Raw genomic sequence first — 18,153 nt, forward strand, 5'->3', positions numbered from 1 at the left:
CTGATTACTCCTGCTTTACGCCGTATTGCTTGCCGACGGCCGCAGCCATCAACGCTTCCTGGGTGGCCTGTTCAATCGGGAACTCGCCGCTGAGCCGGCCTTCGTGCATCACCAGGATGCGATCGCTCATGCCCAGCACCTCCGGCATTTCCGAAGACACCAAAATGATGCTCAGCCCTTCCTGTTTGAACTGGTTGATTAACTGATAGATCTCTTTTTTGGCGCCGACGTCGACGCCGCGCGTCGGTTCGTCGAGGATCAGCACCTTCGGCCGGGTCATCAGGCCGCGGGCGATCGCCACTTTCTGCTGATTGCCACCGGAGAGCAGACCAATCGGCTGCTCCATCGACGGGGTCTTGATATTGAACAAACGGATGAAGTCGCCCACCGCCTGCTGTTCATCGGCCTGCTTCAGGCTGCCGCCGGCGCGGCTGAAATAGCGCAGCGCGGTGAGCGACATGTTTTCCTTCACCGACATGCCCAAGACCAGGCCATCGCGCTTGCGGTCTTCGGAGATATAAACGATGCCGTTCGCCAGGCCGTCCTGCGGCGAATGGGCGATCACCTCATGCCCGTCGAGCGTCACGCCGCCGGCCTTGCGCGGCGCGGCGCCGTAAAGGATTTTCATCAGTTCGGTGCGCCCGGCGCCCATCAGCCCGGCCACGCCGAGAATTTCCCCGCGGTACAGCGTAAAGCTGACGTCGTCGACGCCGGGGCCGGAAAGGTGGCTGACCTGCAGGCGTTTTTCACCGCGCGGCAGCCGCAGCCGCGGATACTGCTCCTCCAGCTTGCGGCCGACCATCATTTCGATAAGCCGATCCTCCTGCAGCTCGCTTACCGGGCGCTCGGCGATAAACTGGCCGTCGCGGAACACCGTGACGTCATCGCAAATTTCAAAGATCTCTTTCAAGCGGTGCGAAATATAGACAATCCCGCGGCCTTCCGCCTTCAGCTCGTTGATCACCTTGAATAGGGAGGCGGTCTCGGTGTCGGTCAACGCATCCGTCGGCTCATCCATGATGATGACTTTCGATTCGAAGCTCAGCACCTTGGCGATCTCCACCATTTGCTGATCGCCGATCGACAGCTCGCCCACCGGCCGGTGGCTGCTGTAGCGCAGATTGAGGCGGGCCAGCAGCCGATCGGCCTCGGCGTACATGCGCTTCCAGTCGATGCGGCCGAAGCGGTTGACGAACTCGCGGCCGAGGAAGATGTTTTCCGCAATAGTCAGCTGCGGGATCAGGTTCAACTCCTGATGGATAATGCCGATGCCCGCATCCTGCGAATCTTTAGGCCCGTTAAACACCACCTCTTTACCGAGAAAAGACTGACTGCCGGCGTCTTTCTGGTAGATGCCGGTCAGCACTTTCATCATGGTGGATTTCCCGGCGCCGTTTTCTCCCACCAGCGCCATCACCTTGCCGGGATACACGCTGAGGGCGGCGCCGGAAAGCGCCTTCACGCCGGGAAAGGCTTTATCAATCCCTTTCAGTTGCAGTAAAGGTTGCATAAATGCCTCAGAAAGTTACGCCGGCGCACAGGATCAGGTTCGCATAAGGCGAACATTCCCCGCTGCGGATCACCGCCCGGCTGTGCCCGGTCTGCGCTTTAAACGCCTCATGGCTGATATAGCGCAGGCTGATGGTGTTTCCCTGGCGCTGGCCAAGCTCTGTCAGCTGGGCCAGCAACGCCTGATGGAGCGCCGGATTTTGCTCGACGATCTCTTCCGCCAGGATGGCGCTTTCTACCTGCATCTCCTGCGTCACCACCCCGAGCACCTGCAAAAATGTCGGCACTCCCTGGCTCAGCGCCAGATCGATGCGCTGCGTCACCGCCGGTATCGGCAGGCCCGCATCGCACAGGGTGAGCTGATCGGTATGGCCAAGCCGCGCAATCACCGCGGACAACTCAGCATTCAGTAATACGCCTTTTTTCATGTTCTCACTCCGGCAGCGAAACGTTTCGCTATGCGGCGAGTTTAAAAAAACGTCAGGGGAAGGCAACCGGGAGAATACAGAAGTGTGATCGCTATCGAAACGTTTCGCTCGCGCGGCGGGAAGCGCAAACGACAGGGGCCCAGCCTGGCTGAGCCCCTGAGAGGGAATTAAATCTCGACCTGAGTGCCGAGCTCGATCACCCGGTTCGGCGGGATTTCAAACTGGTCCGGCGCACGCAACGCGTTGCGGCTCAGCGCGATAAACAGCTTGCCGCGCAGGAACAGATACCACGGCCGCCTGGTGAGGATCAGCGATTCGTGCGACATGAAGAACGAGGTTTCCGTCATGCGGCACGGCAGCCCTTCCAGCCCGCAGCGGTGGAACACCTCCTCGACGTTCGGCGTTTCACGCCAGCCGTAGCTGGCCACCACCCGCCAGAAGGTCGGCGAAAGCTGTTCGATGGTCACCCGGCGCACGTTGTGCACGTAAGGCGCGTCCTCGGTGCGCAGCGTCAACAGCACCACCCGCTCATGCAGTACCTTGTTGTGCTTCAGATTGTGCAGCAACGCAAACGGGATCACGTTGATGGCGCGCGACATGAATACCGCCGTGCCGGGCACCCGCACCGGCGGCGATTTTTCCAGCGAAGCGATCATCGCTTCGAGGGAATTGCCGTGTTCGTGCATGCGGCGCAGCAGGCGGAAGCGTTCGCTCTTCCAGGTGGTCATGATGATGAACATCATCAGCGCCAGCATCAGCGGCAGCCAACCGCCGGAGAACAGCTTCAGGGCGTTGGCGGAGAACATCGGCACGTCGATAATCAGCAGGATAATCGCGATGCCGATCGCCAGGAAGCGATTCCAGTGCCAGTTTTTAATCGCCACCGAGGTGACCAGAATGCTGGTCAACACCATGGTGCCGGTGACCGCAATGCCGTACGCCGCCGCCAGGTTGCTGGAATGCTCGAAGCCGATGATCACCAGCACCACCGCGATGTACAGCGTCCAGTTAATCACCGGGATATAGATCTGGCCGGACTCCATTTCCGAGGTATGGATGATGCGCATCGGCGACAGATACCCCAGGCGCACCGCCTGGCGGGTCAGCGAGAATACGCCGGAAATCACCGCCTGCGAGGCGATGACCGTCGCCAGCGTCGCCAAAACAAGCAGCGGGATCAGCGCCCAGTCCGGCGCCAGCAGGAAGAACGGGTTTTTGATCGCCTCGGGATTTTTCAGCAGCAGCGCACCCTGGCCAAAGTAGTTGAGCACCAGCGAAGGCAGCACCACGGTGAACCAGGCCAGACGAATCGGGAATTTACCGAAGTGGCCCATATCGGCATACAGCGCCTCGACGCCGGTGATCGACAGCACCACCGCCCCCAGCGCAAAGAACGACACCTTCTTGTATTCGAGGAAGAAGTTGAGCGCCCATTTTGGGTTCAGCGCCTGCAGCACCTCCGGGTTGGCCATGATGCTGCGCGCGCCCAGCACCGCCAGTACGATAAACCACAGCAGCATCACCGGGGCGAACAGCTTGCCGACGCTGCCGGTGCCGTGTTTTTGGATAACGAACAGCAGCGTCAGCACCAGAATGGACAGCGGCACGATATAAGCGTCAAGCGAAGGCGCGGCGATTTCCAGCCCCTCGATCGCCGACATCACCGATATCGCCGGGGTGATCACCACCTCGCCATAGAAGAAGCTGCCGCCTATCAGGCCCAGTATCACCAGCAGCGCGGTAGTGCGCGCCGAGGTATTGCGCCCGGCCAGGGACATCAGCGTCAGGATTCCGCCCTCGCCGGCGTTATCCGCCCGCATGACGTAGGTGAGATACTTGAGGGAAACGATGACGACCAACATCCAGAAGATCAGCGACAGGAAGCCGAATACCACGTCCGGACGCACATCGAAGCCATAATGGCCGGAGAAACACTCTCTCAGGGTATAGAGAGGGCTGGTGCCGATATCACCGTAAACCACCCCAATTGCCGCCAGGGTTACCGCCGATAAGGACTGTTTATGCTCTGTGCTCATAATTCGTTTCTTTTTCAGAACATCCGTTAGCGATGCGTCCGCATCAAGCTAGAGATACGGGCTCGAAGATCCGTCACGCCCACTCGAAAGCCGCACAGTATGCACCATTTACACTGCTTGCCTACTCTTATATCAGAGCCGAAAAATAAACAAAATGTGAACCAGCCGCCCTTTTGATAATAGAAAGATTTTACTAATCAACAAGCTATACCATTAAAAATAATGGTGGTTTATCATCGGATTATCGACCAAGATTGGCTAACTCTCGGACAACGCGACAATTATATGGCGCCATCATCACTTCTGGCAGAACGAATTTCCCGCCTCAGCAGCGCGCTGGAGAGCGGTCTTTATGAACGGCAAGAGGCGATTCGCCTGTGCTTGCTGGCCGCATTGAGCGGCGAAAGCGTGTTCCTGCTCGGCCCGCCGGGCATCGCCAAGAGCCTGATTGCGCGCCGCTTGAAGTTCGCCTTCCGCAACGCCCGCTCGTTTGAATATCTGATGACGCGTTTCTCGACGCCGGAAGAGGTGTTCGGGCCGCTGTCGATTCAGGCGCTGAAAGACGAAGGGCGCTACCAGCGGCTGACCGCCGGTTACCTGCCGGAAGCGGAGATCGTGTTCCTGGATGAAATCTGGAAGGCCGGGCCGGCGATCCTCAACACCCTGCTGACGGCGATCAACGAGCGCCGCTTCCGCAACGGCAACAGCGAGGAACCGATCCCGCTGCGGCTGCTGGTGACCGCCTCCAACGAACTGCCGGAGGCGGATAACAGCCTGGAAGCGCTGTATGACCGCATGCTGATCCGCCTGTGGCTCGACAAGGTGCAGGACAAGCAGAACTTCCGTTCGCTGCTGGTCAATCGCCAGAGCGAAAGCATCAACCCGGTGCCGGAGGCGCTGAGCATCAGCGATGAAGAATTCCACCAATGGCAGCCGCAGATCGATAAGGTCAAACTGCCCGAGGCGTGCTTCGAGCTGATTTTCCAGCTGCGCCAGCGGCTGGACGCGCTGGAACAGGCGCCCTACGTTTCCGACCGCCGCTGGAAGAAAGCGCTGCGGCTGCTGCAGGCCTGCGCCTTCTTCAGCGGGCGCGACACCCTCGCCCCGCTGGACCTGATGCTGCTGAAAGACTGCCTGTGGCACGATCTCACCTCGCTGAAGCTGTTGCAGCAGCAGATTGACCAACTGCTGACCGAACAGGCTTATCAGCAGCAGTCGATGCTGATCCAACTGCAGCAGATACACACCCGCTGGCTGCAGGATCAACAGCAGCAAAGCGATCGCCAGGCTATCAGCCTGGTGAAAAAAGGCGGCATGTTCAGCCGCAGGCCGCAGTATGCGCCGGCGACGCCGTTCGCCGCCGGCACCCTGACCTTACTGCTGCAAAAACCGCTGCAGCTGCATGACATTCAAGTTAATCACCTGAGCATCGAAAGCGGCGCGCTGGACAACTGGCTGCAAAAAGGCGGTGACGTGCGCGCCAAGCTGAACGGCATCGGCTTTGCCCAGCAGATCGATCTGGAGGTGGATGAGCAGCTGCATCTGACGGTGCTGGACGTCAGCCGTCAACCTTCTCTGCTGGCGCTGCCGGGCAAGCAAACCACCGCCACGCCGCAGGCGCTGCTGGATGAAATGGAGGCATTGGCCCAGCGGCTGGCGGAGCAGCGCCGTCTGTTCAGCCAGCATCAGCCCTGCCTGTTCACCCCGGCCGCCGGCCTGGCCAAAATCGAAGCCAGCCTGCTGCAGGTGGCGGAACAGCTCAAACAGCAGCATCAGCAGATGCGCGGCCAGTAACCATGCTCAGCCTGGAGACGCTCGATCTGCTGCTGGCGATCACCGAAGGCGAGCTGATCGAAGAGATGATCGTCGGCATGCTGGCGGCGCCGCAGCTGACGGTGTTTTTCAAAAAGTTTCCCGCCATCCGCCGGGCGCTGGATCGCGACTTGCCGCGCTGGAAGCTGCAGCTCAAGGAGCGCATTCATGAGGCCATGGTGCCCCCGGCGCTGGCGCAGGAGTTTTATCGCTATCAGCAGTGCCAGCTGGAAAACAACGCCCAGTTCTACCATAACCTGAGCGATACGCTGGAGCTGCTGCGCCAGCTGGTCTCGCCGTTTTATGAACAGGCGCGCACGCTGGTGGACGCCGCCGATCTGCCCAATCATCCGCTGGACGACAGCTTTCAGACCCTGTTTCTGCAGCGCTGGCGCATCAGCCTGACGCTGCAGGCCACCATGCTGCACCACCAGCTGCTGGAGCAGGAGCGCGAACAGCTGATGGCGGAACTGCAGGAGCGTCTGGCGCTGAGCGGCGCGCTGGAGCCGCTGCTGTCGGAAAACGACACCGCCGCCGGGCGGCTGTGGGACATGAGCAAAGGCCAGCTGCAGCGCGGCGACTACCAGCGGCTGGTGGAGTACGGCGATTTTCTGCAGCGGCAGCCGGAGCTGAAAAAGCTGGCGCAGCAGCTGGGCCGCAGCTATCAGGCCAAGGCGGTGCAGCAGCAGGATGCGCAGCCGGAGCCGTTTCGCGTGATGGTGCAGGTGCCGGCCACGCTGCCGGAAGAAGTCAGCGGCATTCACCAGAGCGATGATATCTTGCGCCTGCTGCCGCCGGAGCTGGCGACGCTGGGTATTGAAGAGCTAGAATTCGAGTTTTATCGCCGCCTGCTGGAAAAACGGCTGTTGAGCTATCGGCTGCAGGGCGACGTCTGGCAGGAGCAGATCCTGATCCGTCAGGTCACCCACCAGCAGCAGGATCAGCAGCCGCGCGGGCCGTTTATCGTCTGCGTGGATACCTCGGGCTCGATGGGCGGTTTCAACGAGCAGTGCGCCAAGGCGTTCTGCCTGGCGTTGCTGCGCATTGCGCTGGCGGATAACCGCCGCTGCTACATCATGCTGTTCGCCAATCAGATCGTGCATTACGAGCTCACCGCCGCCAGCGGCATCGAACAGGCGGTGCGCTTTCTCGGCCAACACTTCCGCGGCGGCACCGATCTGGCGGCCTGCCTGAACGCCACCGCCGGCAAGATGGCGGAAAGCGGCTGGTTTGACGCCGATGCGGTGATCATTTCTGACTTTATCGCCCAGCGCTTGCCGGATGAGGTAATAAAGAAGGTGAAACAGCAGCAGCAGAGCCATCATCAGCGCTTTCACGCGGTGGCGATGTCCGCCTATGGCAAACCCGGCATCATGCGCATCTTCGATCACATCTGGCGTTTTGATACCGGGCTAAAAAGCCGTCTGATGCGCCGCTGGCGGCGCTAGGCCGAATTACAGCAGGCCTTCGACCGCCCCACGCACTTCCGGCGACCACACGCCGCACTGCACCTGGCCGATGTGCGACAGCTGCAGCAGCAGCATCACCAGGCGCGACTGGCCGATACCGCCGCCGATGGTCTGCGGCATGTCGCCGCGCAGCAGCGACTGGTGCCACTCCAGCTTCAGGCGATCTTCATCGCCGGTCAACGCCAGCTGGCGCTTCAGCGCAGCGGCGTCGACGCGAATGCCCATAGAGGAAATTTCGAAGGCGTCCTGCAGCACCGGGTTCCACACCAGAATGTCACCGTTCAGTCCGGCCAGGCCTTCCGCCGCCTGAGTGGTCCAGTCATCATAATCCGGCGCCCGCACGTCGTGTGACTTGCCGTGCGACAGCTTGCCGCCGATGCCGATCAGGAACACCGCGCCCAATTCTTTGGCGATCGCCCGTTCACGGCCCTTGGCGTCCAGCGCCGGGTAACGCTGCAGCAGGGTTTCGCTGTGCACAAAGTGGATCTGTTCCGGCAGGAACGGCGCCAAGCCATATTCGCGGCTCACTTCCGCTTCCGTCGCCTTGATGGCCGCATAAATGCTGCGCACGGTGCTTTTCAGGTAATCCAGGCTGCGTTCGCCGTCGCCCATCACCCGTTCCCAGTCCCACTGATCGACATACACCGAGTGGATGGCGCTCAGGCGATCTTCATCCGGGCGCAGCGCTTTCATATGGGTATACAGGCCCTCGCCGGCGCCGAAGTCGTGGCTGCCCAGCGTTTTGCGTTTCCATTTGGCCAGCGAGTGCACCACTTCGAAGGTGGCGTCCGGCAGGGTTTTTACCCTGACCTGCACCGCCTTCTCGCTGCCGGAAAGGTTGTCTTGCGTGCCGTCGCCCAGGCGGCTGAGGATCGGCGCCTGCACTTCAATCAGACCAAGCTGCTGTTCCAGCTGGCGGGAAAAGAAGGATTTAACCAGGCTGATTTGTTGTTGTTTTTGGATAAACTGTTTTTTCATTGCCGTATCTCTTATAAACCTGTCTCTGTTGCAGCGATTAAGCAACAGAACGGCATCGATATTCAATATCCATCAATCAATATTGCCTTTTCACTTTTAATCGTTCATTTTTATGGCTGTATAATTCAACAATCATTAATTAATGGGGAATTAAATGGCGGAAATTTATCAGATCGATAATCTCGATCGCGGCATTCTCAACGCCCTGATGGACAATGCGCGCACGCCCTATGCCGAACTGGCGAAGAACTTTGCCGTCAGCCCCGGCACCATCCATGTGCGGGTCGAGAAGATGAAACAGGCCGGCATCATTACCGGCGCACGGATCGACGTGAATCCCAAACAGCTGGGTTACGACGTCTGCTGCTTCATCGGCATTATATTGAAGAGCGCCAAAGACTATCCTTCGGCGCTGAAGAAGCTGGAAAGCCTGGAGGAAGTGGTGGAGGCTTACTACACCACCGGCCACTACAGCGTGTTCATCAAAGTGATGTGCCGATCAATAGACGCGCTGCAACAGGTACTTATCAACAAGATCCAGACCATCGACGAGATCCAGTCCACCGAAACCCTGATCTCGCTGCAGAACCCCATCATGCGCACCATCACTCCCTAAGCGGCAAATTACTATACCCATATTATCCACAGGTAGATCCCAGCCGATTCACAGCGTACAATGCTGCCACTTTGTAGAAGGTTGGGATCGTTCATTCATGGCAGACATTACTCTGATCAGTGGCAGTACGCTTGGCAGCGCCGAATACGTTGCCGAACATTTGGCTGAAAAACTGGAAGAAGCCGGCTTCACCACCGAAATGCTGCACGGCCCTGAACTGGATGAGCTGACGCTGGCCGGACGCTGGCTGGTGGTGTCTTCCACCCACGGCGCCGGGGATCTTCCCGATAACCTGCAGCCGCTGCTGGACCAGATCGTCGAACAGCAACCCGATCTCTCCCAGGTGCAGTTTGGCGCAGTCGGTTTAGGCAGCTCGGAATACGATACCTTCTGCGGCGCGATCCAACGGATCGACGATCTTCTGATCGCCAGAGGGGCGAAAAGGATCGGCGATCGGCTCGAGATCGACGTGACCGAACACGAAATTCCCGAGGATCCGGCGGAGGAATGGGTGAAAAACTGGATTAATTTACTCTAATTCGCTTAAAGATCGCGCGAACGATTGTGGATAACTAAGCTTAAAAGCAGGGTAAAAGCGGTAGTTATCCCAATAACAACCCAAGGTCGCTTTTTGTCCTGTGTATAACATGCCATTTAGATCCCAGCTTATAAGCGCCAGGATCACCGATCATTCACAGCTAACGATCCTTCTTAATCCGCTGATCTCAATCGCGAATAATCACTTATCCACAGAGGATCGCGATCCTAATAAGAGATCTAATAAAGAGATCTTTAAATAAAAAAGATCTTCTTTTAATTACCGACGATCCTGACCACTTGGTCGATCGTCTAAACTTGAGTAGAATCCCCCACCCCAGGGCAAACAACGATCGTTCGCAATACGGCGAGGTGCAGTTCCATGTTTTATCCAGATCAATTTGACGTCATCATCATCGGTGGTGGCCATGCAGGTACCGAGGCCGCCATGGCCGCGGCGCGCATGGGGCGTCAGACTTTATTATTGACGCACAATATCGATACGCTGGGGCAGATGTCCTGCAACCCGGCGATTGGCGGTATTGGTAAAGGGCATCTGGTTAAGGAAATTGATGCACTCGGCGGGCTGATGGCCACGGCGATCGATCACGCCGGCATCCAGTTTAGGATACTAAACGCCAGCAAGGGCCCCGCGGTACGGGCAACCCGCGCTCAAGCCGACCGGGTGCTGTATCGCCAGGCGGTGCGCACTGCGCTGGAGAACCAACCTAACCTGACTCTCTTCCAACAGCCGGTCGAGGATCTGATCGTGGAAAACGATCGGGTGGTGGGCGCCGTGACCCAGATGGGGCTGAAATTCCGCGCCAAGGCGGTGGTGCTGACCGTGGGCACCTTCCTGGACGGCAAGATCCACATCGGCCTGGAGAATTACAGCGGCGGCCGCGCCGGCGATCCTCCGTCGATCTCGCTGTCGCAACGCCTGCGTGAACTGCCGCTGCGCGTTAACCGGCTGAAAACAGGTACGCCGCCGCGCATCGACGCCCGCACCATCGATTTCAGCGTGTTGGCGCCGCAGCACGGCGATACGCCGGTGCCGGTGTTCTCCTTCCTGGGCGATGCCAGCCAGCATCCTGAACAGATGCCGTGCTATATCACCCACACCAATGAAAAAACCCATGACGTGATCCGCAATAACCTCGATCGCAGCCCGATGTACGCCGGGATCATCGAAGGGATCGGACCGCGCTACTGCCCGTCGATCGAAGACAAGGTGATGCGCTTCGCCGATCGTAACGCGCACCAGATCTTCCTCGAACCGGAAGGCCTGACCAGCAACGAAATTTATCCGAACGGCATCTCCACCAGCCTGCCGTTCGACGTGCAGATGCAGATCGTCCGTTCGATGGAAGGCATGCAAAACGCCCGCATCATTCGCCCGGGTTACGCCATCGAGTACGATTTCTTCGATCCGCGCGACCTGAAGCCGACGCTGGAAAGCAAATTCATTCAGGGCCTGTTCTTCGCCGGCCAGATCAACGGCACTACCGGTTATGAAGAAGCCGCGGCCCAGGGCCTGCTGGCCGGCCTGAACGCCGGACGCTACGCCGTGGAAGACGAAGGCTGGGCGCCGCGCCGCGATCAGGCTTATCTGGGCGTGCTGGTGGACGACCTCAGCACCCTCGGCACCAAAGAGCCGTACCGCATGTTCACCTCGCGCGCCGAATACCGTTTGATGCTGCGTGAAGACAACGCCGATCTGCGTCTGACCGAGAAAGGCCGCGAGCTGGGCCTGGTGGACGACGTGCGTTGGGCGCGCTACAGCGAGAAGCTGGAGCATATCGAGCGGGAGCGTCAGCGTCTGCGCGATATCTGGATGCATCCGCATGCCGAGAACGTCGAGCAGGTCAACGCGCTGCTGAAAGCGCCGCTGTCGCGCGAAGCCAACGGTGAAGAGCTGCTGCGCCGGCCGGAAATGGACTACTCGCTGCTGACCCGCGTAGACGCCTTTGCGCCGGCGCTGGCCGATACCCAGGCTGCCGAGCAGGTGGAGATCCAGGTTAAGTACGAAGGTTATATCGCTCGTCAGCAGGAAGAGATCGAAAAGCAACAGCGCAACGAAAACACCGTGCTGCCGCTGGATCTCGATTATCGCCAGGTGTCCGGGCTGTCGAACGAAGTGATCGCCAAGCTGAACGACCACAAGCCGAATTCGATTGGCCAGGCTTCGCGTATCTCCGGCATCACCCCGGCGGCGATCTCAATTTTGCTGATTTGGCTGAAAAAGCAGGGGCTGCTGCGCCGCAGCGCATAAAACCCGCATTTGAGCGGCCGTTTGTTCACCGGATGAGCAAACGGCCGCTGACATCAATCCCGGCCTGAATTATCATAGTCGCCTCGTAACGCCAGCCGCAGAACTGCTGGCCGTCAGCGCCTGTCAGAGGATCCGTTGTGCAAAAAAAATTAGACTCGCTGCTCGCGGCGGCAGGCATTGAACTGCCCGATCGGCAAAAGCAGCAGCTGCTGGGCTATGTCGGCATGCTGGATAAGTGGAACAAGGCGTATAACCTCACGTCGGTACGCGATCCGCAGCAAATGCTGGTGCGCCACATTCTCGACAGCATCGTGGTGGAGCCGCACCTGCAGGGCACACGCTTTATCGACGTCGGCACCGGGCCGGGGCTGCCGGGCATTCCGCTGGCGATCGTTCGCCCCGATTCACACTTCACGCTGCTGGACAGCCTGGGCAAGCGCGTGCGCTTCCTGCGGCAGGTGCAGCATGAACTGGGGTTGACCAATATCGAGCCGGTGCAGAGCCGCGTTGAAGCGTTCCCGGCCGAGCCGCCGTTCGACGGCGTCATCAGTCGCGCCTTCGCTTCGCTGCAGGACATGCTGTCCTGGTGCCACCATCTGCCGGCGAAAGGGCAGGGCCGTTTCTACGCGCTGAAGGGCGTGCGCCCGGATGAAGAGTTGGCGCAGCTGCCGGCAGGCGTCAGCCTGGAGTCGGTGGTGCGGCTGCAGGTGCCTGAACTGGAAGGTGAACGCCATCTGGTGATCCTTAAGGCAAACTGAGTTTGCTTTTGATCAAACAAGCGTGAATTAACCGGTAGTGAAATGTGTAAAAGTAAGCAGGCTAATTAATTGGTCGCTTTTTTTAGTTAATTTACTTTTTATTAACACAAAAACGGCGGCTAATTAGCGACAATAGGGTAATTGCAGTTGGAAATAGTCACGTTAGCAATCATGTGCGAAAGATTTCGCTTTACTGCTAATGTTAATTGGTTGTTGGAATATTGCCCCGTTGTCTGTCAATAAAAGGTTTTTGCCGGGTATACGGATTGTTTTTGAACAGTTAACTTGTAATATTTTGATTTATATAATCTTTTGATCGCTCAAATTGCTAAAGACCTTTTGATTGACCATCGGCTATAAATCAGAAAGGCACATTATTGTGATCGATTTCGCGTTTCGTAGTGCAACGTTGGAATAATCAGACAATAAAATGCGGCCTATTATTCCGAACGATTTCTTGTGAAAATAGCCTGAAATGGGGCAATTTAAATAATTGTTCACCTTTTCGCTACTTATCGATTGAATTCGTTGGTATGCCCCGTATAATTTGCTCGTTTTTTGCTGCTTGACTCAGGACAGCAAAAACAGTTGTATACGTCACTCAGCATACCCCCTCAGGGGTACGGAGAGAACAAACGTCATGTCTGTGTCCCTTTACAGCGGGAAAGTCGCACGCAAACTGCTGTTCCTGCAGTTAATGACTTTTGTTCTGATCAGCGCTGCTTTCCTGCTGAAAAGCCCGGAATGGAGCGCTTCGGCACTGGCTGGCGGTCTTGCCGCCTGGTTGCCGAGTGCAATGTTTATGCTGTTTGCCTTGCGCCATCAGGCGCAGACGCCGGCGCCCGGACGGGTTGCCTGGTCGTTCGCCATCGGCGAGGGGCTAAAGGTCGTGATCACCATCGTTTTGCTGATCGTGGCGCTGGGGGTGTTCAAGGCGGAGTTTATACCGCTTGGCCTGACCTATTTAGCGGTGTTAGTGGTGCAGATAGTGGCACCGGCCGTGATTAACAGTTACCGAACTTAACTAAATAAGGGTAAGAGGCATCATGTCTGCAGGAGAAGTCTTGACTCCACAGGAGTATATCGGTCACCACCTGACGCAGCTTCAGGTCGGGACGGGGTTCTGGTCGATCAACATCGACTCGATGTTTTTCTCCGTTGTCCTCGGAGCTCTCTTCCTGGTGATCTTCCGCAAAGTGGCCAAAAACGCCACCAGCGGCGTGCCGGGTAAACTGCAAACCGCAGTGGAACTGGTGGTCGGGTTCGTCGACAGCAGCGTTCGCGACATGTATCACGGCAAGAGCAAAGTGATTGCGCCGCTGGCGTTGACCGTGTTCGTCTGGGTATTCCTGATGAACATGATGGACCTGCTGCCAATCGACCTCCTGCCGTACGTTGGCGAACACTTTTTCGGTCTGCCTGCGCTGCGCGTAGTGCCTACCGCCGACGTGAACGTGACCTTGTCGATGGCGTTGGGCGTATTTATCCTGATTCTGTTCTATAGCATCAAAATGAAAGGCGTTGGCGGGTTCGTTAAAGAGTTAACCATGCAGCCGTTCAACCACCCGGTATTCATTCCGATTAACCTGATTCTTGAAGGTGTCAGCCTGCTGTCCAAGCCTGTTTCACTGGGCCTGCGACTGTTCGGCAACATGTATGCGGGTGAGTTGATCTTCATCCTGATTGCCGGCCTGTTGCCGTGGTGGTCACAGTGGGTCCTGAGCTTGCCTTGGGCTATCTTCCACATCCTGATCATTACGCTTCAAGCCTTTATTTTCATGGTTCTGACGATCGTCTATCTGTCGATGGCGTCTGAAGAGCACTGATTTTCTTAAAACACTTGCACTTTTAAACTGAAACAAACTGGAGACTGTCATGGAAAACCTGAGTATGGATCTGCTGTACATGGCTGCCGCTGTGATGATGGGTTTAGCGGCAATCGGTGCTGCGATCGGTATCGGCATCCTGGGTGGTAAATTCTTGGAAGGCGCAGCGCGTCAGCCTGATCTGATTCCTCTGCTGCGTACACAGTTCTTTATCGTTATGGGTCTGGTTGACGCCATCCCGATGATCGCTGTTGGTCTGGGTCTGTACGTGATGTTCGCCGTCGCGTAAGTAGAGAATTTCTCTACACTGAAACCACACTATTAACTTTTAAAGAGGCATTGTGCTGTGAATCTTAACGCAACAATCCTCGGCCAGGCCATCGCGTTCGTTCTGTTTGTCTGGTTCTGCATGAAGTACGTATGGCCGCCGATTATGGCTGCCATCGAGAAGCGTCAGAAAGAAATTGCTGACGGTCTCGCTTCTGCAGAGCGTGCCAAAAAAGATCTGGACTTAGCGCAAGCCAATGCGACCGACCAGCTGAAAACTGCTAAAGCAGAAGCTCAGGTGATCATCGAGCAAGCGAACAAACGCAAAGCTCAGATCATGGATGAAGCGAAAGCCGAAGCCGAGCAGGAACGTAACAAAATCGTGGCGCAGGCTCAGGCTGAGATCGAAGCCGAACGTAAGCGCGCTCGTGAAGAGTTGCGTAAGCAAGTCGCGATGCTGGCAATTGCCGGCGCCGAGAAGATCATCGAACGTTCCGTGGATGAAGCTGCTAACAGCGACATCGTTGATAAACTGGTCGCTGAACTGTAAGGAGGGAGGGGCTGATGTCTGAATTTGTAACTGTAGCTCGCCCCTACGCCAAAGCAGCTTTTGACTTTGCCGTTGAGCACCAAAGCGTAGAGCGCTGGCAGGATATGCTGGCGTTTGCGGCTGTTGTCACTCGCAATGAACAGATTTCTGAACTGCTGTCTGGCGCGGTTGCGCCGGAGACGCTGTCCAAGACGTTCATCGCGGTTTGTGGCGATCGGCTCGACGAAAATGGCCAGAACTTTATCCGTGTAATGGCCGAAAATGGACGTTTACTGGTTCTTCCTGCCGTGCTGCAGCAGTTCATCGAACTGCGCGCCTCGCTGGAATCCACCGTCGAAGTCGAAGTGCTCTCTGCGAGCGCACTGAGCGACGAACAGCAGGCTAAAATTGCCGCTGCGATGGAAAAACGTCTGTCACGCAAAGTTAAGCTGAATTGCAAAATTGACAAGTCTGTACTGGCCGGCATTATCGTCCGCGCCGGCGATATGGTGATTGATGGCAGCGTTCGCGGTCGTCTTGAACGCCTGACAGACGTCTTGCAGTCTTAAGGGGACTGGAGCATGCAACTGAATTCCACCGAAATCAGCGAACTGATCAAGCAGCGCATTGCTCAGTTCAATGTAGTGAGCGAAGCTCACAATGAAGGTACTATCGTTTCCGTCAGCGACGGGATCATCCGCGTACACGGCCTGGCCGAAGTCATGCAGGGCGAGATGATCGCGCTGCCGGGCAACCGTTACGCAATCGCATTGAACCTGGAGCGCGACTCCGTAGGTGCCGTGGTTATGGGTCCGTACGCGGATCTGGCCGAAGGCATGAAGGTTAAGTGCACCGGCCGTATTCTGGAAGTTCCGGTTGGCCGTGGCCTGCTGGGCCGCGTTGTTAACACCCTGGGCGCGCCTATCGACGGTAAAGGCCCGGTTGAGAACGACGGTTTCTCCCCGGTTGAAGCCATCGCCCCTGGCGTTATCGAGCGTCAATCCGTTGACCAGCCGGTGCAGACTGGCTACAAATCTGTCGACGCCATGATTCCAATCGGCCGTGGCCAGCGTGAGCTGGTGATCGGCGACCGTCAGACCGGTAAAACCGCGCTGGCGATCGATGCGATCATCAACCAACGCGACTCCGGCATCAAATGCGTTTACGTGGCTATCGGCCAGAAAGCGTCCACCATCGCTAACGTGGTGCGCAAACTGGAAGAGCACGGCGCACTGGCCAACACCATCGTTGTGGTGGCTACCGCGTCTGAATCCGCCGCACTGCAATACCTGGCGCCATACGCCGGTTGTGCTATGGGTGAATACTTCCGTGACCGCGGTGAAGATGCGCTGATCGTATACGATGACCTGTCCAAACAGGCCGTCGCTTACCGTCAAATCTCCCTGCTGCTTCGTCGTCCGCCAGGTCGTGAAGCTTACCCGGGCGACGTATTCTACCTCCACTCCCGTTTGCTGGAGCGTGCTGCGCGCGTTAACGCCGAATACGTTGAAGCCTTCACCAAAGGTGAAGTCAAAGGCCAAACCGGTTCACTGACCGCTCTGCCGATCATCGAAACCCAGGCGGGTGACGTTTCCGCGTTCGTTCCGACCAACGTAATCTCGATTACCGACGGTCAGATCTTCCTGGAATCCAACCTGTTCAACTCCGGTATTCGTCCGGCGGTTAACCCGGGTATCTCGGTATCCCGTGTGGGTGGTGCAGCGCAGACCAAGATCATGAAAAAACTGTCCGGTGGTATCCGTACCGCTCTGGCGCAGTATCGTGAACTGGCCGCGTTCTCCCAGTTCGCTTCCGATCTGGACGATGCGACCCGCAAACAGCTGAGCCACGGTCAGAAAGTGACCGAGCTGCTGAAACAGAAACAGTATGCGCCGATGTCGGTCGCACAACAGTCTCTGGTGCTGTTTGCCGCAGAACGCGGTTACCTGAACGACGTCGAAGTCGCGAAAGTCGTGAGCTTCGAAGCCGCGCTGGTTGCTTATGCGGACCGCGAGCACGCCGAACTGCTGAACCACATCAACCAAACTGGCAACTTCAACGATGAGATCGAAGGCAAGCTGAAAGGCGTGCTCGAGACCTTCAAGAAAACCCAGTCCTGGTAACGTCGAACGGTCCTGCTGTTGAAAAACAGCAGGCCGTCTGGCACTGAGGAGAAGCAGAGATGGCCGGCGCAAAAGAGATACGTAGTAAGATCGCTAGCGTGCAAAACACGCAAAAGATCACTAAAGCGATGGAAATGGTCGCCGCCTCCAAAATGCGTAAATCGCAGGAACGCATGGCGGCCAGCCGTCCTTATGCAGAGACCATGCGCAAAGTGATTGGTCACCTTGCGTTAGGGAATCTGGAGTACAAGCACCCGTACCTGGATGAGCGTGACGTTAAGCGCGTCGGGTATCTGGTGGTGTCTACTGACCGTGGTCTCTGCGGCGGCTTGAACATCAACCTGTTCAAAAAGCTGCTGGCGGAGATGAAAGGCTGGTCCGAAAAAGGCGTTGAAACTGATTTGGCGCTGATTGGCTCTAAAGCGGCCTCTTTCTTTGGTTCCGTGGGCGGCAACGTGGTTGCCCAGGTGACCGGCATGGGGGACAAACCTTCCCTGTCGGATCTGATCGGGCCGGTGAAAGTGATGCTGCAGGCCTACGACGAAGGTCGTTTGGACAAGCTGTACATTGTCAGCAACAAATTTGTCAATACGATGTCCCAGGAGCCGCAGGTCATTCAGCTGCTGCCGTTACCGCCAGCCGATGACGAAGAGCTGAAGAAAACGCCTTGGGATTACCTGTATGAACCCGATCCAAAAGTGCTGCTTGATACCTTGCTGCGCCGTTATGTGGAGTCGCAGGTTTATCAGGGCGTCGTGGAAAACCTGGCCAGCGAGCAGGCCGCACGAATGGTCGCGATGAAAGCCGCAACCGATAACGGCGGTAGCCTGATCAAAGAGCTGCAGTTGGTTTACAACAAGGCTCGTCAGGCCAGCATCACTCAGGAACTCACCGAGATCGTTTCGGGAGCCTCCGCGGTTTAACCAGGTTATTACCCCAAATAGTTCAGATTGCGGGAAGGCGGCAACTGAGCGAATCCCCTGGCGCTTACCG

17 protein-coding genes are annotated in these 18,153 nt (G+C 57.3%); 13 read left to right on the forward strand and 4 right to left on the reverse strand.

Features of this window, described 5'->3' with window-relative positions; genetic code table 11:
* Window positions 1–4: 4 nt before the first annotated feature.
* The 3 genes from rbsA to kup form a co-directional block, all read right to left on the reverse strand.
* A complete protein-coding gene (rbsA, locus tag D7I37_RS06970) occupies window positions 5–1,510 on the reverse strand; it encodes a ribose ABC transporter ATP-binding protein RbsA (RefSeq protein ID WP_061800249.1) in 1,506 nt (501 codons plus the stop codon).
* A gap of 7 nt (window positions 1,511–1,517) precedes the next feature.
* Window positions 1,518–1,937 carry a D-ribose pyranase gene (rbsD, locus tag D7I37_RS06975; RefSeq protein WP_061800251.1) on the reverse strand — a complete coding sequence of 140 codons (420 nt, stop codon included), beginning with the start codon at window positions 1,935–1,937 and terminating at the stop codon, window positions 1,518–1,520.
* Window positions 1,938–2,104: 167 nt separating this feature from the next.
* Complete coding sequence (gene kup / locus D7I37_RS06980; protein ID WP_061800253.1) at window positions 2,105–3,973, reverse strand: low affinity potassium transporter Kup; 1,869 nt, start codon at window positions 3,971–3,973, stop codon at window positions 2,105–2,107.
* A 285-nt stretch (window positions 3,974–4,258) separates the two neighbouring features.
* Between kup and ravA the strand changes: the two genes are divergently transcribed.
* Both ravA and viaA read left to right on the forward strand, forming a co-directional pair.
* Window positions 4,259–5,767 (forward strand): ATPase RavA, encoded by a 1,509-nt coding sequence (gene ravA, locus D7I37_RS06985; RefSeq protein WP_095100322.1) that lies wholly within the window; start codon window positions 4,259–4,261, stop codon window positions 5,765–5,767.
* 2 nt (window positions 5,768–5,769) lie between these two features.
* Window positions 5,770–7,233: an ATPase RavA stimulator ViaA gene (gene viaA, locus D7I37_RS06990; RefSeq protein ID WP_061800258.1), complete on the forward strand. Its 1,464-nt coding sequence runs from the start codon at window positions 5,770–5,772 to the stop codon at window positions 7,231–7,233.
* 6 nt (window positions 7,234–7,239) lie between these two features.
* Here viaA and asnA read toward each other — a convergent pair whose 3' ends face one another.
* A complete protein-coding gene (asnA, locus tag D7I37_RS06995) occupies window positions 7,240–8,232 on the reverse strand; it encodes an aspartate--ammonia ligase (protein WP_061800259.1) in 993 nt (330 codons plus the stop codon).
* A gap of 154 nt (window positions 8,233–8,386) precedes the next feature.
* On the opposite strand from asnA, the gene asnC reads away from it, so the two are divergent.
* From asnC to atpG, 11 genes are all read left to right on the forward strand, one after another.
* Window positions 8,387–8,848: a transcriptional regulator AsnC gene (gene asnC / locus D7I37_RS07000; RefSeq protein WP_061800261.1), complete on the forward strand. Its 462-nt coding sequence runs from the start codon at window positions 8,387–8,389 to the stop codon at window positions 8,846–8,848.
* 97 nt (window positions 8,849–8,945) lie between these two features.
* Window positions 8,946–9,386, forward strand: a complete 441-nt coding sequence (gene mioC, locus D7I37_RS07005; RefSeq protein ID WP_061800262.1) for an FMN-binding protein MioC — start codon at window positions 8,946–8,948, stop codon at window positions 9,384–9,386.
* A 381-nt stretch (window positions 9,387–9,767) separates the two neighbouring features.
* Window positions 9,768–11,657, forward strand: a complete 1,890-nt coding sequence (mnmG, locus tag D7I37_RS07010; protein WP_095099888.1) for a tRNA uridine-5-carboxymethylaminomethyl(34) synthesis enzyme MnmG — start codon at window positions 9,768–9,770, stop codon at window positions 11,655–11,657.
* Window positions 11,658–11,794: 137 nt separating this feature from the next.
* The gene (gene rsmG, locus D7I37_RS07015) at window positions 11,795–12,415 is read left to right on the forward strand and encodes a 16S rRNA (guanine(527)-N(7))-methyltransferase RsmG (RefSeq protein WP_061800266.1); all 621 of its coding nucleotides are present in this window, start codon (window positions 11,795–11,797) and stop codon (window positions 12,413–12,415) included.
* Between the two features lie 640 nt (window positions 12,416–13,055).
* Window positions 13,056–13,439 (forward strand): F0F1 ATP synthase subunit I, encoded by a 384-nt coding sequence (gene atpI, locus D7I37_RS07020; protein ID WP_061800269.1) that lies wholly within the window; start codon window positions 13,056–13,058, stop codon window positions 13,437–13,439.
* Between the two features lie 22 nt (window positions 13,440–13,461).
* The gene (atpB, locus tag D7I37_RS07025) at window positions 13,462–14,241 is read left to right on the forward strand and encodes a F0F1 ATP synthase subunit A (protein ID WP_095099895.1); all 780 of its coding nucleotides are present in this window, start codon (window positions 13,462–13,464) and stop codon (window positions 14,239–14,241) included.
* A 49-nt stretch (window positions 14,242–14,290) separates the two neighbouring features.
* Window positions 14,291–14,530, forward strand: a complete 240-nt coding sequence (atpE, locus tag D7I37_RS07030; protein ID WP_004093904.1) for a F0F1 ATP synthase subunit C — start codon at window positions 14,291–14,293, stop codon at window positions 14,528–14,530.
* Between the two features lie 57 nt (window positions 14,531–14,587).
* Window positions 14,588–15,058: a F0F1 ATP synthase subunit B gene (atpF, locus tag D7I37_RS07035; RefSeq protein ID WP_004933804.1), complete on the forward strand. Its 471-nt coding sequence runs from the start codon at window positions 14,588–14,590 to the stop codon at window positions 15,056–15,058.
* Between the two features lie 14 nt (window positions 15,059–15,072).
* Window positions 15,073–15,606 (forward strand): F0F1 ATP synthase subunit delta, encoded by a 534-nt coding sequence (atpH, locus tag D7I37_RS07040; protein WP_061800272.1) that lies wholly within the window; start codon window positions 15,073–15,075, stop codon window positions 15,604–15,606.
* Between the two features lie 12 nt (window positions 15,607–15,618).
* Entirely contained in the window at window positions 15,619–17,160 is a 1,542-nt protein-coding gene (atpA, locus tag D7I37_RS07045; protein WP_061800275.1) for a F0F1 ATP synthase subunit alpha, read from the forward strand.
* A gap of 59 nt (window positions 17,161–17,219) precedes the next feature.
* Entirely contained in the window at window positions 17,220–18,083 is an 864-nt protein-coding gene (gene atpG, locus D7I37_RS07050; RefSeq protein WP_061800276.1) for a F0F1 ATP synthase subunit gamma, read from the forward strand.
* The last annotated feature ends 70 nt before the right edge of the window (window positions 18,084–18,153 follow it).

This window comes from Serratia sp. 1D1416 (genome assembly GCF_003641105.1).
Taxonomy (GTDB): Bacteria; Pseudomonadota; Gammaproteobacteria; order Enterobacterales; family Enterobacteriaceae; genus Serratia; species Serratia ficaria.

Coding starts and splice junctions, on each gene's coding strand:
- ravA (WP_095100322.1), top strand. CDS start 4,259: ATGGCGCCATCATCACTTCTGGCAGAACGAATTTCCCGCCTCAGCAGC.
- rbsA (WP_061800249.1), bottom strand. CDS start 1,510: ATGCAACCTTTACTGCAACTGAAAGGGATTGATAAAGCCTTTCCCGGC.
- atpA (WP_061800275.1), top strand. CDS start 15,619: ATGCAACTGAATTCCACCGAAATCAGCGAACTGATCAAGCAGCGCATT.
- atpE (WP_004093904.1), top strand. CDS start 14,291: ATGGAAAACCTGAGTATGGATCTGCTGTACATGGCTGCCGCTGTGATG.
- rbsD (WP_061800251.1), bottom strand. CDS start 1,937: ATGAAAAAAGGCGTATTACTGAATGCTGAGTTGTCCGCGGTGATTGCG.
- asnC (WP_061800261.1), top strand. CDS start 8,387: ATGGCGGAAATTTATCAGATCGATAATCTCGATCGCGGCATTCTCAAC.
- atpH (WP_061800272.1), top strand. CDS start 15,073: ATGTCTGAATTTGTAACTGTAGCTCGCCCCTACGCCAAAGCAGCTTTT.
- mioC (WP_061800262.1), top strand. CDS start 8,946: ATGGCAGACATTACTCTGATCAGTGGCAGTACGCTTGGCAGCGCCGAA.
- viaA (WP_061800258.1), top strand. CDS start 5,770: ATGCTCAGCCTGGAGACGCTCGATCTGCTGCTGGCGATCACCGAAGGC.
- mnmG (WP_095099888.1), top strand. CDS start 9,768: ATGTTTTATCCAGATCAATTTGACGTCATCATCATCGGTGGTGGCCAT.
- atpG (WP_061800276.1), top strand. CDS start 17,220: ATGGCCGGCGCAAAAGAGATACGTAGTAAGATCGCTAGCGTGCAAAAC.
- kup (WP_061800253.1), bottom strand. CDS start 3,973: ATGAGCACAGAGCATAAACAGTCCTTATCGGCGGTAACCCTGGCGGCA.
- atpI (WP_061800269.1), top strand. CDS start 13,056: ATGTCTGTGTCCCTTTACAGCGGGAAAGTCGCACGCAAACTGCTGTTC.
- atpB (WP_095099895.1), top strand. CDS start 13,462: ATGTCTGCAGGAGAAGTCTTGACTCCACAGGAGTATATCGGTCACCAC.
- asnA (WP_061800259.1), bottom strand. CDS start 8,232: ATGAAAAAACAGTTTATCCAAAAACAACAACAAATCAGCCTGGTTAAA.